This is a genomic window from Mycobacterium sp. 1245801.1 (genome assembly GCF_001673055.1).
GTDB classification, from domain to species: Bacteria; Actinomycetota; Actinomycetes; order Mycobacteriales; family Mycobacteriaceae; genus Mycobacterium; species Mycobacterium europaeum_A.
This window is the reverse complement of sequence record NZ_LZKY01000063.1, coordinates 75,512-88,958: the sequence shown is the minus strand read 5'-3', so window position 1 is coordinate 88,958 and position 13,447 is coordinate 75,512. Positions and strand designations below refer to the sequence as shown.

Genomic DNA, 13,447 nt, shown 5'->3' with positions numbered 1-13,447 from the left:
GCCTCAGTCCTTCGCCCGCTCCTCTTGCCGTTGCCGCTTCTCGGCGGCCGCCAACTCGGCCACCCGATCCGCCTCGGCGCGCGTGGCGGCCGCCTCGCCGAGCTTGTCCTCGGCTTCGTCGACCTTGGCGGCCGAGGCCTTGGCCGCGGCCTTCTCGGCGGCCTGAGTCCGGCTTTCCACCTGGCGCTTGGCTGACTCGACCCCCTGCTTGCGCTTGGCGGCCGCCTCGTCGGCGCGCTGCTTGGCCGCGGCGCTCTGCTGCTGCGCCGACTGCGCCGCCGCACGCTTGCGCTGCTCGGCGTTGACGCGTGCCTCTTTGACCTCCTGCTTGGTGGCCTGCTGCGCCTCCTCGCGCTCGCGGATCGCCTCGTCGCGGGCGCCCTTGAGCTTCGCGTCGGCCTGTTCCTTCCGGGCGGCGGCCCTGGCATCCAATTGAGCCGCACGGCCCAGCGCGTCGCTGCGATCGACCAGGGCGGTCCCCCGTTCGACGATCGCCGGATCACCGAGCGCGTTGCCCACCGTGGTGTCGAGCATGCCCAGGGAGCGCTCGTAGAGCAGTCGCGCGGGAGCTTCCGTCGGGATGCGGTTGACCACCCGATCCTCGATCAACTGCAGCGGGAACCGGGCGAGCTGGTAATGAAACCGCAGAACTGCCAACGGGACTTCGGAAATTTTCATCAACTTCTCCTGGGTAAGGCCCGCCGTCAGGGCAGGTCGGCTTCGTCGGTCACGTTCTGGGCATGGCGTCGCAGACGGTCGGCTTCCGACCCGTCGTTGCGGGCCACCTGAACCGAGGTCTGATGCTCGGCGACGGCGTCGACGATGTCCTCGGACGCTTCGCGGATTTCCGCGCGCTCTTCAGCCTTGGCTTGCTGGATCTCGCGCTGCGCGTCCACCTCGGCCTGGGTCTTCGCGGCGGTGGCCTGCTGAAGGGCCGCGCGGTCGGCCGCGCGCTTCTGCGCGGCCTCCTGGGCCTCGATCGAGTTCTCGGCGGCGACGGCCTGGGCGTTCGCCGCCAGGCGTTGCTGGGCGCCTTCGACCCTGGCCTCGGCCGCGTCCTCCTGCGCCTGCTTGACCTGGGCTTCTGCCACGGCCTCCGCCGCGTTCGCTTCCTTGCGCTCATGCGCCTGGGTCTGCTCGAGTTGGCCCTCGGCGGTCAGCGATTCGTTGCCCGTAACAGCGCCGACGACCTCTTTTGCCTTGCCTTTGACCGAGTCGATCAGGCCCCTGCGCGCTTCGTCGGCCTTGTTGTGCTCACTCATCGAAATACTCCTTGAGGGTTGGCCAAGAACGTTCGTTCGTGCCACGGTGTGTGATTCCACGGACGGGGCCGCTCAAACATCGGCGTGTCCGGGGTCATGCGCAATCAAGCGGCCCGAGCGCGGGTATTGGTGATGAATTGCCAAGCGCCATTGGATGTTTCGTGTGGATCGCCCGGTGTCGTGCGTGATCCCAACAAAGGGCGATACCCTGGCCCGCATGGCCGTCGAGTCCACCATGCTCGCCCTGGGCACTGTCGCGCCGGATTTCACGCTGCCCGAGCCGGCCACCGGCCGCACGCTGCGCCGCGACGACCTGTCGGGGCCGGCCCTGGTCGTCACCTTCATCTGCAACCACTGCCCGTATGTGAAGCACGTCGCCGACGGGCTTGCCGCGCTGGGGCGTGACCTCGCCGAGCAGGGCGTTGCAATGGTGGGCATTTCGAGCAATGACGTGGCCACCTACCCGCAGGACGGTCCCGAGCAGATGGTCGCGGAGGCCCGCGACCACGGCTGGACCTTCCCCTACCTTTACGACGAAACCCAAGACGTCGCCCGCGCCTTCTCGGCCGCCTGCACGCCCGACACGTTCGTTTTCGACGGCGACCGCCGGCTGGTCTATCGCGGCCAGCTCGACGATTCGCGACCCGGCAACGGCCGGCCGGTCACCGCCGCGGACGTCCGTGCCGCCGTCGACGCGGTGCTGGCCGGGCGACCGGTGAGCCCCGAACAGCGTCCGTCGATCGGATGCGGCATCAAATGGCGCTGAGGCGCGGTTAACAGCGGCGATTGCGGGTAGCTGGGCCCTTGAGCGGGTCGCCGAGGCCTACGGCGCCATGGACGAGCGTCGCGCCATTCAAGACCTTCCTGCAACCCTAGGTGAGGTCGGTCACTGACCCGGCCGGCCCGGGCAGCGGCCGCGTCTCTTCGGCTAACGTCGACCCTATGTCCAAAGTCTCCGGAAACGACCTGATCGACGACGTCACCCCTGGCGACATCATCGCCGTGGACCGCGGTTCGGGTGAACAGCCCTACAAGGTCGTTTTCAAGGATTCCAGCGACGCGGGATATCTCGTCACGTTCGAGGCCGATGGCGGCGAAACATTTCAGCTCGAGCTGCCCGCCGGCACCAGGGTGACGAGATCGCTCGAGGCCAAGTGGGAGTCCGCGCAGAGCCCCACCCAGAACTCGCAGAGTTAAGGCCGCCAGCGCGGCAAGCGCGCCCGAACATGTTGTCGGGCAGGGCTTTCCGCTAATCGACGCGCACCGTGCGGGGGCCGGCGCGGACTGACACCGTCGCGTGCGCCGATCGGTTCGGCCAACTCGCTGCAGCGCGCTCGGTTTGGGTGGCCCGTGGGCGGGTACCGCCATGCCCCGACGGAGGGAGCACGCGGTGAGCTATCTAGAGTCCGCCAAGAAGCAAGTACTGGGCGCCGTGAACAAGGTGATCGACCTGCCGTCCCGGCAGGGCAGGGCGCAAACGGTCACCATCGCGTGCCCGGTCGAGCGCATCGAGCAGTTCTGGCGCGACCCCGACCAGTTGTCGGTGGTGCTCGGTGACATCGCGGAGATCGACGTCGACGAACGGGATCGCTATCGCTGGAAGATGTCGGCAGAGCCGCCCGTTGAGTGGAAGTCCACGCGGGTAGCCGAGCCCGGCGCAGTGCGCTTCGTCGGCCAGGGCAACGAGATCGCCGTCCGGTATCGGCCCGCCCCACACGAGCTCGGCACCGAGGTGACGCTGCGGATCAAGGCCCCGGCGCCCGCGCTGTTGTCCGGCGCCGCGGCTTTCAAGATCCTGTACCGGCTGCGCGCGTTGATGCAGACGGGCGAGGTGCCGACCATCCGGTCCAACCCCAGCGCGCGGAAATCCGCGCGGTAAGCGAAGGCTCAACATGCGTGCACTGTGCTGGAACGGCGTCAATGACCTGTCCGTGGAAACGGTCGATGACCCGAAAATCCTGAACCCGCACGACGTGATCGTCGAAGTCCGGCTCACCACGACCTGCGGGTCGGACTTGCACTTCATCGACGGCTATCTGCCGGGCATGCGGGCCGGCGACGTGTTCGGCCATGAATTCATGGGGGTGGTGGCGGAGACGGGTCCGCAGGTGCGCGACACCAAAGTCGGCGACCGCGTCGTGGTGCCGTCCTTCATCGCATGCAACCAGTGCTGGTATTGCGATCATGAAATGTATTCGTGTTGCGATACAACGAATCCCAATGCCGAACTGCAACAGCCGTTGTTGGGATACCCGTCCGGCGGTATCTACGGATACACGCACCCGTTCGGTGGCTACGCGGGTTCGCACGCCCAATACGTCCGGGTGCCTTTCGCCGACGCGAATTGCTTTGCGATTCCCGGTGATATCACCGACGAGCAGGCGCTGTTCTTATCCGACGCGGTGCCCACCGGCTTCATGGGCGCCGACTTCTGCGACATCGCCGGTGGCGACACCGTCGCGGTCTGGGGTGCCGGCGGCGTCGGCCTGATGGCCGCCAGGAGCGCCCTGCTGTTGGGCGCCGAGCGGGCCATCGTCATCGACCGCATCCCGGAGCGGTTGGCCCTGGCGCGCAACGAGTTCGGGCTGGAGACCATCGACTACAAGGCGGTCGACAGTGTGCACGAGACGCTCAGGGAGATGACCGGCGGCCGCGGACCCGATGGCTGCATCGACGCCGTCGGCATGGAGGGCCACGGCACCGGGGTACAGCAGCTCTACGACCGGGCCAAGCAACTGCTGCGCATGGAGACCGACCGCGCTTCCGCGCTTCGCCAGGCGATCCTGGCCTGCCGCAAAGGTGGAGTGGTGTCCGTGCTCGGGGTATACGGCTTGACCGACAAGTTCCCGACTGGGGTGTTGACCAATAAGGGCCTCACCCTGAAAACCGCTCAACAACACGGACAACGCTATATAACCCGGCTGTTCGATTACGTCGAGCAGGGCGACCTCGACCCCGCCAAGCTGATCACCCACGACGTGTCGCTGGAGGACGGGGTGCGGGCCTACGAGCTGTTCAAGAACAAGAAGGACAACTGCATTCGGGTGGCGATGCGACCGAATGTCCCCAGCGCCGCCCGCGACGAAAGGGCCGCAGCCGATCATGACCGCGCAACCTCCCGATCCTGACCCGACGCAGATCCCCGGCCTCGAGCCCGGAGGAGGCACCGCACCGGGCGCCACCCCCCCGGCCGCGCCCCAGACCTCGGGGGTGTCTGCGCCGCAGCCGCCGAACACCCGACGATTCACTCCCAGTCTCGTGCTGACCGTGGTCGCCGTCGGCGTCTTCGTCCTCGCGTTCATCGCGGTGGCGGTGTTGCTGGTGATGAAGATGACCGGGGCGGCGGGCTAGCATGCCGAAACCTTTCGCGCCGGCTCCTGATTACGTTGGCCGGGTAGCGGGCATAGCCAAATGCATGTCCGACGATGCCGCGCAGGCGCCACAGGAGAATCCGGAGAAGGACCAGTCGCAGTGGGTGACCGGCGACGAGCCCATGACCGGCCCGCAGCGCAGCTACTTGAACACGCTGGCGCAAGAAGCGGGCGAACAGGTCCCCGAGAATCTCACCAAGGCCCAGGCCTCCCGCTTGATCGACGAGCTGCAACAACGAACCGGGCGGGGTGGCTCATGACCATCGGTGCCGACGACGTCCGGCGATTGCTCGCCAGCAAGGACGCGGACACAGCGCTGGTGGTGGTCGAGGGGCGTGCCGCGGTCGTCGCGCCGGCGGATCTGAACTCCGACGAGTACCGGGGCGCCCTGCAGGTCGCGACGCGCGAGGAACTGGTGCAGCGAGTCGGGCACGCAGAGCTGTCCGACCGCGAGTTGGTCGAACAGGCCGAAGAACTCGACACGGCGGTGCGCAATCTCGGTGGCTGACGCCACGAAGGCGGTGCGCCGATTCGGACGGCCGGTCTATGGCGCGATAGTGACGGCGTCACCGACGCGGATGACGCCGTTGGTCACCACGGCGAGGTAAACGCCCGCGCACGCCTGTTTGCCGTGACCGCCTGTGTCCAAACGGTTTTCGGCGGCGGGGATCCGAAGCGCCTGCGGAGCCCGGGGTAACGGGCCGTGCTCGAGCGTGGGCACCACGCAGCGTGACGTGGCCGTCAGGACGCGCAACCGCGTCTGACCGACGGCCATTTCGCCGCCAACCCACTCGTTTTCGGCGTATGGCGGATAGTCGGGCGGTGTCGCGATCACCACATTCGGGCGGTAGCGCAGCGCCTCCACACCGATGTGATCGAGGGTGGCCGTCGTGATCGCGTGCAACGGGGCCTCGTCGGTGAACGATTCACCCGGGGTGGTGGCGGCGATCCGCAGAATGCGGCCACCGACCTCGGCGTCCAGACCGAGTTCGAGCAGTTGCTCCGGATCGGGGCGCACCAGTGTCGCACCGTCGGGGCGCTGGGCGATCAGCCGCACCCGCCGTCCCGTCAAGCGGGAGATCAGCTCGTCGACGCCGGGATCGTCGGCGGCCACGTCGGTCCCATCGGGCAGCCTGATGCGCACTCCCCGGGCGTCCGCGTGCGCGGTGCACGTCAGGAGATCGCGCCATAGCCGGGGATTCTTGGCGCTGGCCACGTGCCCCGTCTCACCGTCGAGCAGTGCCAATCGTCGGTCGCCGTCGGCGCCACGCTCGTCGACCGGCAGGCAATCGAGGGTCTCGCCCAGCATCGACTTGACCGGATACCGAAGCAATGCCTGCACCCGCATCGGCACCGCCCCGGAAGCGTTGGGGACGGACGACTTCTCCATGAGGTACCTCGCTCGGTAGTACTGCACACTGTGCCCGAAACCGCCTGGCGTTACCAGTGATCAGCCGCGGGACGCCGTGACGACGATCGACTGATCACTGGTCTGCCAGGCGGCCATGAACGCGGTGACGCTGACCTGTTCGTCGGCGTGGTCGATGCCGGGGTCGTTGAGATGAACGATATCTCTGCCCGTGTCGATGCCGGTGACGACCAGGAAGTGGTCGGCCTTGGTGCGCTGGTCGTCGGCGTTCAAGATCACCGAGGAGTTGACGAACGCGATGATCTTGCGGTCCTCCGCCAGATATTGCTCGAGCAGGGGCAGGCCGTTGCGATCCCGGTCGGACTCCGCGGTCATCTCCGCTTTGATACCGAAGTGGTCGAGCAGGATGACCAAGTCGGCCATCGAGACGCCGCTGTCCGGTCCGGAGTGGCTCGGGTCGTTGCGCGGCGCGTAGATAGGCCCCGGATTGGCCCCCGACGGTGTCGACTCCGCCAGGTCCAGCATCTGCCGCTCGGTCGGCGCGTTGCCGGTGAGTTCACCCACGACGTCGGCGACCGAGACGAGGCCGCAGTTGTCCTCGAGCGACTGCGCCACCCAGTGCTTCGCCGCGGCGGCGGGGTCGCCGTACACGCCGGATGCCGTCGTCGGCGCAGGGCCGCCCGAACGGGCGAGAGGTGTACTGCTCTGTGCCGCAACGACTTTCGTCACTGAGGTGGTAGCGGCCGTGGTCGCCGGCGGGGCGGAGCCGCACGCCACCAGCGGCGCACCGGTCAGGGCGATGCACGCGCCCGCCACCGCCACTCGGGCGAGCCGGAAGGTGAACATGAGGGCTAGGAGAATCCCGTCGACGGTCGGATGGCCAGCAAACGGTAACACCCGTACCGCGCCGCCATGGCCGATTGACCGGTGAACCGTTGTGCCCGGATCAGCTCGGCAGCAGGCGCTTTTTCTGCTCTTCGAATTCCTGCTGCGTCAAAATCCCCGCGTCACGCAGCGACGCGAGTTCGCGCAACTCGGCGGCGATGCTGGTGATGGGACCCCCGGCCACAACCTGCGGCGCGGCCGGCTCGTTCGCCGGGTCCTTCTTCGGCTCGCGCTTGGCCTTGCCGGCGTCGGCGGTCCGGGCCCGCTCGCGACCCAGCGCACCGCCGGTGCCGGCCATTGCGCGCCCGGCCATGCTCGCCACGGCCATCTCGCCGAACAGGCTCCCGGCGCCGCTGGGCGCGGCCGCGGCGGCCGCCTCCGCGGCGGCACCGGCGGTGGTGGTCGGAAGCACCAGGGCGGCCGGGCGAATTGCCGGGGCGGCCGCGGTCCAGCCGGGCGGCACCGAGAGGCCGCCGACCGTGTTCGCCTGGCCCAGGCCCGCCGACGCCAGCGTTCCGAAGCCCCCCGCCGGGTTGGTGATGACCGGAAACGGCGACGGCGGCACCGGGCCCACTCCCGGAAAGGACTGGACCCCGGCCCAGCCACTGACGATGTCGTCGGTGTGGAAACCGGTCAAGGTGCCCGCGATGTCGAACGGAAGGGCGACCGTGGCCATGGGCGCATCGACGCCGATCCCAACCACTGATGCCGGCCCGTCGAGGAAATAGGTGATGAGATCGGCTCCCAAGTCCAGCCCATCCAGGGCCGTGGGGTCGGCGGCGACGGCGTTGGGCGTGGCCGCAAAGTTGCTCAGCAGGTTGGGCACCGCCGAGAACGATTGCTGGGCCACCGCATTGCGGGTGCTGCCGGCCGCGGTGCCGGTGGCCTGGGCTACCGCCTCGGATTGCGCGGCGTCGGAGTTGGTCGTCTGGTCGGGTGGGGTGAACGGCGTCAGCCGCGTCGCCGCCGCCGCGGAACCCGCGTAGCCGAACATGGCCCCGGTGTCGCGCGCCCACATCTCGGCGTACTCCGCCTCGGTCGTGGCGATCGCGGGCGTGTTCTGCCCGAGAACGTTGGTGGCGACGAGCGTCGCCAACAGGGTGCGGTTGGCCGTGACCACCGGGGGCGGCACCGTCTCGGCGAACGCCGTCTCGTAGGCGAACGCCGCGGTTCTGGCTTGGTTGGCGGCCTCTTCGGCCTGGGCGCCGGTGGCCCGCATCCAGTCCAGGTAGGGGGTGATCGCGGCGACCATGGACGCCGCCGACGGGCCCACCCACGGGCCGGACGTCAGGGCCGTGATCTCGGCCTCGTACGAGGTCGCGGTCGATTGCAGCGCGGCGGCCAGTTCGTCCCAGGCCATCGCGGCGGCCAGCATCGGTCCCGACCCCGGACCGGCGTACATCCGCGCGGAGTTAACCTCCGGCGGTAGTACCGCGAAGTCCATGTCGTTCTCCTCCGATTGCCTTCACTGACCGCGACGACCTCGATGCGCGTCGTATGGGGATAACCAGCCGAGCAGCAAACAAATCGCATTCCCTCCGGTGCTGCCAGTGCCGCGAGCGAAGACGGCGGAATAAGACCGTCCCCAGCGCTAGCGGACCGGTCTTACGCGTTGCAGGTGCCCCCACGTCAACGATTACAGCGAAACTGTTGCCGTGGGTTAACGATAGGTTACCTGCACATGACGGCGGAAACTCACAAGGGTTCTGCTCGTATTGCGCAAATCACTCTCAGCCGGCCCTCAACGGCATCTGCCCGGGCCGCGCTAGCCGCTCCCACGCGGTTACCCGCAGCCTGCCCGTCGACAAATCCGTGGTCAGCGGAGTACCCGCGCGCCCAGACAGTCGGGCGGCCCTCCCTTCTGCTTGGATTTGATCCCATCCCCGCGAGTGAGGTCTGTTGATGAAAGTTGTGCTGGCCGGCTACGGCAGCCGCGGCGACGTCGAGCCCTGCGTTGCCGTCGCCCGCGAGCTGCGTGGGCGAGGACACGATGTCGTGATCGCGGTCCCGCCCGACAAGCTCGCCGTGGCCGAGTCGGTGGGGCTGGCTGCGGTCGCCTACGGGCCCGACAGTCGCGAGCAGATGAACATGGCCACCACCTTCGTCCGTAATGTGCAGAACCCGATGAGCGCGTTGCCGCAAGTCATCGAGCGGGTCACCACGGTGTGGACCGGCAAGAGCGAGACGCTGGCCTCCCTGGCGGCCGGTGCCGACCTGCTGGTGGCCGGGATGAACGAGCAGCGGCTCGCCGCCAACGTCGCCGAACATGTCGGCATCCCACTGGCAGCGCTGCACTTCTTTCCCGCCGAGACGTTGGAACTGGGCCGGCTGCAGTCGGACGTCACCAGCGCGGCCGAGGGCGCGCAGCGGCGGGCGCTCGGACTGCCCGGCACCCCGTCGGCGCAATCGTCGCTGGAGATCCAGACCTACGACGAGCTGCTGGCGCCCGAGCTGGCCAAACAATGGGCCAGGTCGGGATACCGGCGGCCCTTCGTCGGGTCGCTGACCCTCGGTCTGCCCACCGACGCCGACGACGAGGTGTTGTCGTGGATCGCCGACGGGACGCCGCCGATCTATTTCGGATTCGGCAGCACGCCCGTCACCTCCCCCGCCGAGACGGTCGCCGTGATCAGCGCGGCCTGCGCGCAGATCGGCGAGCGGGCGTTGATCTGCAGCGGCCCAAACGATTTCACCCATATCCCGGCCGCCGACCACGTGAAGATCGTGGAGACGGTGAACCACGGCGCGGTGTTTCCGGCCTGCCGTGCGATCGTGCACCACGGCGGTGCCGGCACCACCGCCGCGGCCCTGCGGGCGGGCGTGCCCATGCTGATTCTCTGGCTGTGGCTCGATCAACCAATCTGGGCCGACGCGATCGGCAAGCTGGAAGTCGGCGTGGGACGGGCGTTCTCGGCCTCCACCCTGGATTCGTTGGTCGCCGACCTGCGCTCGGTGCGTTCTGCGCACTACCTCAGCCGCGCCAGGGAGGTCGCCACCCGGCTGAGCAAACCCGCCGAAAGCGTGGCGGCGGCGGCCGACCTCCTCGAAGGCGCCGCCCGCCGGGCGTAGCGGAGCGCCGGTTCATCCCAGCGGTGGTGCAAAGCCGGAAGGTCGTGTAGAAGGTTCTGGTGCAGGATCCGCCGAATGCGTCGTTCGACCCGCTGATGCTGCGCGAAGCGATGATCCGGCGGCTGTATCGGCGCTTGTCGGCCGAGGGCCACATCAGGGTGCCTGCCGTGCCGGCCCTCATCGACGAGTACGTCGCGCTGTGCGGCAACGTCTGCGCCACCCTGGGCGTCTGGTACACCCCGGAAAACTCCGCTCGGTTGCGGGCGGCGCTGGAAGTCGAGTTGGCGAAGGCCTTCAAGGCCTCCCCCCGTTCGGAGGTATTGATCTCGTATCAGGCTCCGTTCGGGACGGACGTGAATTTCCGGGTCCAAGCCGACTGGCGCACGGTCGAGGCCGATTACGACCAGTGGGTGCAGGTCCGCCCGCCGCCGTTGTTCGGCACCGAGCCGGATGCACGCGTGCTCGCCCTGGCGGCCGAGGCGGCCGACCCTTCGGCCTATCGGGTGCTGGACGTCGGCGCGGGCACCGGACGCAACGCGCTGGCCCTGGCCCGGCGCGGGCATCCGGTCGACGCGGTCGAGATGACCGCCAAGTTCGCGGAGGTGATCGTCGCCGACGCCGCCGGCGAATCGTTGAGCGTGAACGTCATTCAAAGCGATGTCTTCACCGCGATGGAGGGTGTACGCGAGCGCTATCAGCTCATGGTGCTCTCGGAAGTGGTGTCCGACTTCCGCACGACGCGCGAGTTGCGCGGCATGTTCGAACTCGCCACCGAATGCCTGGCGCAAGGCGGCCGGCTGGTGTTCAACACCTTCCTGGCCCGCGACGGCTATGTCCCCGACGACGCCGCCGTGCAATTCAGCCAGCAATGCAACAGCATGATCTTCACCCGCGACGAGGTGGCCGCCGCGGCGGCCGGCCTGCCCCTCGAACCGATCGCCGACGACTCTGCCTACGAGTACGAGAAGGCCCGGTCGGCTTCGGACACCTGGCCGCCCACGGGATGGTTCGAGGGATGGGCCGGCGGCCTCGACGTGTTCGACGTCGAGCTTGGCGACTCCCCAATCGAATTGCGCTGGCTCGTCTTTCAAAAGAAGGGCTGAGTTCGGGCGCCGGTCTATGCGGTCAGATCGCGGGTGGCCGGCCCTTCCAGCAAGGTGCCGTCGGGCGCGAACCGCGACCCGTGCAGCGGGCACTCCCACGCCTTGTCGGCGTCGTTCCAGTTCACGATCCCGCCAAGGTGCGTGCACACGGGCGAGACGCGATGCTCGGTCCCGTCGACGCGGCAGCGCGCCTCCAAATGCCATGGCGGGCCGCTCACCACGCCGCCTTCCCCGTTGACGGGGCTGCGGCGGTGAGTCCGTATCGACGGGGTGATCCAGCCCTTCGTCAGGTTGAAGCCGACCTCGAGGTTGGCCTGCAGGGCGGTCGTCAACCCGGTCAACTCGTGCGGACTCCAGCTGGCGAACGCGCGGGCCCAGTCCATCCGCCCGCCCAGGATGCGGCTCGACAGTGCCAGCGCCGCGGCGGCCCCGTTGGTCATCCCCCACTTGTTGAAACCCGTTGCGACAAAGATGGTTTCGCTGTTCGGCAGGATCGGACCCACATAGGGTAGATGGTCGATCGGGGTATAGTCCTGCGCCGACCAGAAGTGGGTCTGCACGGCGCCCGGGTAGTGCTTGCGTGCCCACGCCGACAGTTCGTCGAGCGCCTGGGACGGACTCTTCTCGCGCCCCACGGTATGACCGGCGCCGCCCACGATCAGCCGCTCCCCGTCCGCGACCGGGGCGTACCGCACCGAACGGGTCGGCGAGTCGGTGGAGATCATCATCGGGCGGGTGATGTTGCCCGGAACCTTGAAGGCCAGGCAGTAGGACCGGCTGGGCTTCACCCGAGCGAAATAACCGCCGCGATCCAGGATCGGGATGCCGGTGGCCAGCACCAGCTGGCGAGCCTGCAGTTCGACGTCCCGCTCGGCGGCGTCGTTGACCTGCACGCGGACCTGCTTGCCGCGCCAGGAGACCCGACGCACCCGGGTGCGCTCGACCAGCCGTCCGCCGCGGTCGAGCAGCTCGACGGCCAGCGAGTCGAGGAAGGGCATCGGGTCGAACTGCGCCTGGTCGGCCAGCCGCACCCCGCCGTGATAGGGGAACGGCACGTCGGCGTCGTCGTCCCACACCGCCGGCAGGCCCACCGCCTGACACGCGGTCAGTTCGGCACGCGCCCGCGGAACGCCCCGCACCGACTGGGCGTAGGTGTAAGCGTCCTCGCGCTGCACGGCGACGCCGTTGGCCTCGCAGTGCGCCAGCACCCACTCCTGGCCTTCGCGGTTGCCGTCCACGTACGCGCGCGCGAGGTCCCGGCCATGCCGTGGTAGCACCTTGGAGAGCTGACTGCCTTGCAGCAGGCTGATTTTGGCGGTGGTGTTCCCGGTCGCGCACGCCCCCACCGTGCGCGCCTCCAGCACCAGCACGTCCTTGCCGGCGCGGGCCAGTAGGACGGCCGTCATCAGGCCGGTGATGCCGGCGCCCACCACGATGACATCGGCGGACACCGAACCTTGGTCAAGCGGGCTGGCGGTCCAGGGCTGTTCGCTTCGTTCTGTCATCCACAAAGAGGTCACGGCTTTGCTGATACCCCGGCCCGGCCCGTGGAAACGCACCCGGCGGGCTCACGCCCGCTTCAACCGCGCTTTGGCCTCCTTCACCGACTCCGCGGCGGCTCGGCTCACCTGCCGCGCCTCGTCGTAGTCCGTTTCGGCGCGGTCGAGTTCCCGTTCGGCCGCCCGCAACGCCCGCGCCGCATCGTCACGACGCCGGCGGGCGCCATCTCGTTCGGCTTGTCGCAGCGACAACGCGTCATCGGCCTCGGCCTTGACGCGTTCGGCGGTGTCGACGGCCGCGCTCAGTTTCTCGCGCCGTTCGGTTTGCGCCTTGGCGTCCGCCGACCGCTTCGGAGCCGGGGCGCCGGGGCGCTTCGCCGGTTCGCTCGGAGTCCCCGCCGGTTCCGGCGCGGCCTCGCCGAAGCCACCGAAACCCGACCACTGCTCGGGCCGGGTCAACCGGCCCAGGCGGTCCCCGATCTGCGGGTCGGCGATGGCGGCCTGCAGCGTGCTGGTGAGGTCTTCGCGCACCGCCGCCGACGGTTGCTTGAGATCGGCCTCCTCGAGCGCCTTGCGGGTGAGCTCGTCGATGAGTTTGCGTTGCTCGGCCGTCAGGTCCCGGATCCGTCCGCCATCCATCGCCGCATGCGCGGCGCGCAGTCGCTCCCCGAGGTCGGCGAGTCGCCGCCGGGTGTCCGCGTGCCGCAGCGCCAGCCGGTTGACGACCCAGGCGGCCGTCGTCGGTTTGTTGGCGGCGGAAATCCGTTTCGCCGCGGCGGTATCGCCGCGCTGTTTGGCGGCGGCGGCCAGTTTGGTGCGTTGCGCGGTGAACTCCTTCGGCGCCACCTCATAGAGGCTGTCGAGTTCGTCATCGGCCATGACGCCATGA

The 13,447-nt window shown here is 68.7% G+C and carries 16 protein-coding genes; 9 read left to right on the top strand and 7 right to left on the bottom strand.

The features are described 5' to 3' along the window. Nucleotides 1-3 precede the first annotated feature (3 nt). Entirely contained in the window at nucleotides 4-678 is a 675-nt protein-coding gene (locus A5622_RS03835) for an IF2 family translation initiation factor (RefSeq protein ID WP_066863100.1), read from the bottom strand. Nucleotides 679-704: 26 nt separating this feature from the next. Beyond that, nucleotides 705-1,262: a CsbD family protein gene (locus A5622_RS03830; protein ID WP_066876767.1), complete on the bottom strand. Its 558-nt coding sequence runs from the start codon at nucleotides 1,260-1,262 to the stop codon at nucleotides 705-707. A 217-nt stretch (nucleotides 1,263-1,479) separates the two neighbouring features. Here A5622_RS03830 and A5622_RS03825 point away from each other — a divergent pair, with 217 nt between their 5' ends. The 7 genes from A5622_RS03825 to A5622_RS03795 all read left to right on the top strand — a co-directional run bounded on the left by A5622_RS03825 (nucleotide 1,480) and on the right by A5622_RS03795 (nucleotide 5,141). Beyond that, nucleotides 1,480-2,028, top strand: coding sequence for a thioredoxin family protein (locus tag A5622_RS03825; protein ID WP_066876871.1), 549 nt, complete (start codon nucleotides 1,480-1,482; stop codon nucleotides 2,026-2,028). Nucleotides 2,029-2,204: 176 nt separating this feature from the next. After that, nucleotides 2,205-2,459: a hypothetical protein gene (locus tag A5622_RS03820; RefSeq protein WP_066863108.1), complete on the top strand. Its 255-nt coding sequence runs from the start codon at nucleotides 2,205-2,207 to the stop codon at nucleotides 2,457-2,459. Nucleotides 2,460-2,652: 193 nt separating this feature from the next. After that, nucleotides 2,653-3,141, top strand: a complete 489-nt coding sequence (locus tag A5622_RS03815; protein ID WP_066876765.1) for a hypothetical protein — start codon at nucleotides 2,653-2,655, stop codon at nucleotides 3,139-3,141. 13 nt (nucleotides 3,142-3,154) lie between these two features. Next, nucleotides 3,155-4,390, top strand: coding sequence for a zinc-dependent alcohol dehydrogenase (locus A5622_RS03810; RefSeq protein ID WP_066863114.1), 1,236 nt, complete (start codon nucleotides 3,155-3,157; stop codon nucleotides 4,388-4,390). Continuing rightward, nucleotides 4,365-4,613 carry a DUF6480 family protein gene (locus A5622_RS03805; RefSeq protein ID WP_066876763.1) on the top strand — a complete coding sequence of 83 codons (249 nt, stop codon included), beginning with the start codon at nucleotides 4,365-4,367 and terminating at the stop codon, nucleotides 4,611-4,613. The genes A5622_RS03810 and A5622_RS03805 overlap by 26 nt, the downstream gene beginning before the upstream one ends. A gap of 64 nt (nucleotides 4,614-4,677) precedes the next feature. Then, nucleotides 4,678-4,893: a DUF3072 domain-containing protein gene (locus tag A5622_RS03800; protein WP_066863121.1), complete on the top strand. Its 216-nt coding sequence runs from the start codon at nucleotides 4,678-4,680 to the stop codon at nucleotides 4,891-4,893. Further along, the gene (locus A5622_RS03795; protein WP_066863124.1) at nucleotides 4,890-5,141 is read left to right on the top strand and encodes a hypothetical protein; all 252 of its coding nucleotides are present in this window, start codon (nucleotides 4,890-4,892) and stop codon (nucleotides 5,139-5,141) included. The genes A5622_RS03800 and A5622_RS03795 overlap by 4 nt, the downstream gene beginning before the upstream one ends. Nucleotides 5,142-5,177: 36 nt before the next feature. Here the strand turns inward: A5622_RS03795 and A5622_RS03790 are convergent, their stop codons facing one another. From A5622_RS03790 to A5622_RS03780, 3 genes are all read right to left on the bottom strand, one after another. After that, nucleotides 5,178-6,023: an MOSC domain-containing protein gene (locus tag A5622_RS03790; RefSeq protein WP_066876761.1), complete on the bottom strand. Its 846-nt coding sequence runs from the start codon at nucleotides 6,021-6,023 to the stop codon at nucleotides 5,178-5,180. A 60-nt stretch (nucleotides 6,024-6,083) separates the two neighbouring features. Beyond that, nucleotides 6,084-6,848 carry a C39 family peptidase gene (locus tag A5622_RS03785; RefSeq protein ID WP_066876759.1) on the bottom strand — a complete coding sequence of 255 codons (765 nt, stop codon included), beginning with the start codon at nucleotides 6,846-6,848 and terminating at the stop codon, nucleotides 6,084-6,086. 100 nt (nucleotides 6,849-6,948) lie between these two features. Beyond that, nucleotides 6,949-8,331: a PPE domain-containing protein gene (locus tag A5622_RS03780; protein WP_066876757.1), complete on the bottom strand. Its 1,383-nt coding sequence runs from the start codon at nucleotides 8,329-8,331 to the stop codon at nucleotides 6,949-6,951. Between the two features lie 458 nt (nucleotides 8,332-8,789). On the opposite strand from A5622_RS03780, the gene A5622_RS03775 reads away from it, so the two are divergent. Together A5622_RS03775 and A5622_RS03770 are read left to right on the top strand one after the other, a co-directional pair. Further along, the gene (locus A5622_RS03775) at nucleotides 8,790-9,956 is read left to right on the top strand and encodes a glycosyltransferase (protein ID WP_066876755.1); all 1,167 of its coding nucleotides are present in this window, start codon (nucleotides 8,790-8,792) and stop codon (nucleotides 9,954-9,956) included. A 59-nt stretch (nucleotides 9,957-10,015) separates the two neighbouring features. Further along, nucleotides 10,016-11,059, top strand: coding sequence for a bifunctional 2-polyprenyl-6-hydroxyphenol methylase/3-demethylubiquinol 3-O-methyltransferase UbiG (locus A5622_RS03770; RefSeq protein ID WP_066876753.1), 1,044 nt, complete (start codon nucleotides 10,016-10,018; stop codon nucleotides 11,057-11,059). 14 nt (nucleotides 11,060-11,073) lie between these two features. On the opposite strand, the gene A5622_RS03765 is transcribed toward A5622_RS03770, so the two are convergent. Together A5622_RS03765 and A5622_RS03760 are read right to left on the bottom strand one after the other, a co-directional pair. Beyond that, a complete protein-coding gene (locus A5622_RS03765; protein WP_066876751.1) occupies nucleotides 11,074-12,564 on the bottom strand; it encodes an FAD-dependent oxidoreductase in 1,491 nt (496 codons plus the stop codon). Between the two features lie 63 nt (nucleotides 12,565-12,627). Beyond that, a complete protein-coding gene (locus tag A5622_RS03760) occupies nucleotides 12,628-13,437 on the bottom strand; it encodes a hypothetical protein (RefSeq protein WP_066876749.1) in 810 nt (269 codons plus the stop codon). Between the last annotated feature and the right edge of the window lie 10 nt (nucleotides 13,438-13,447).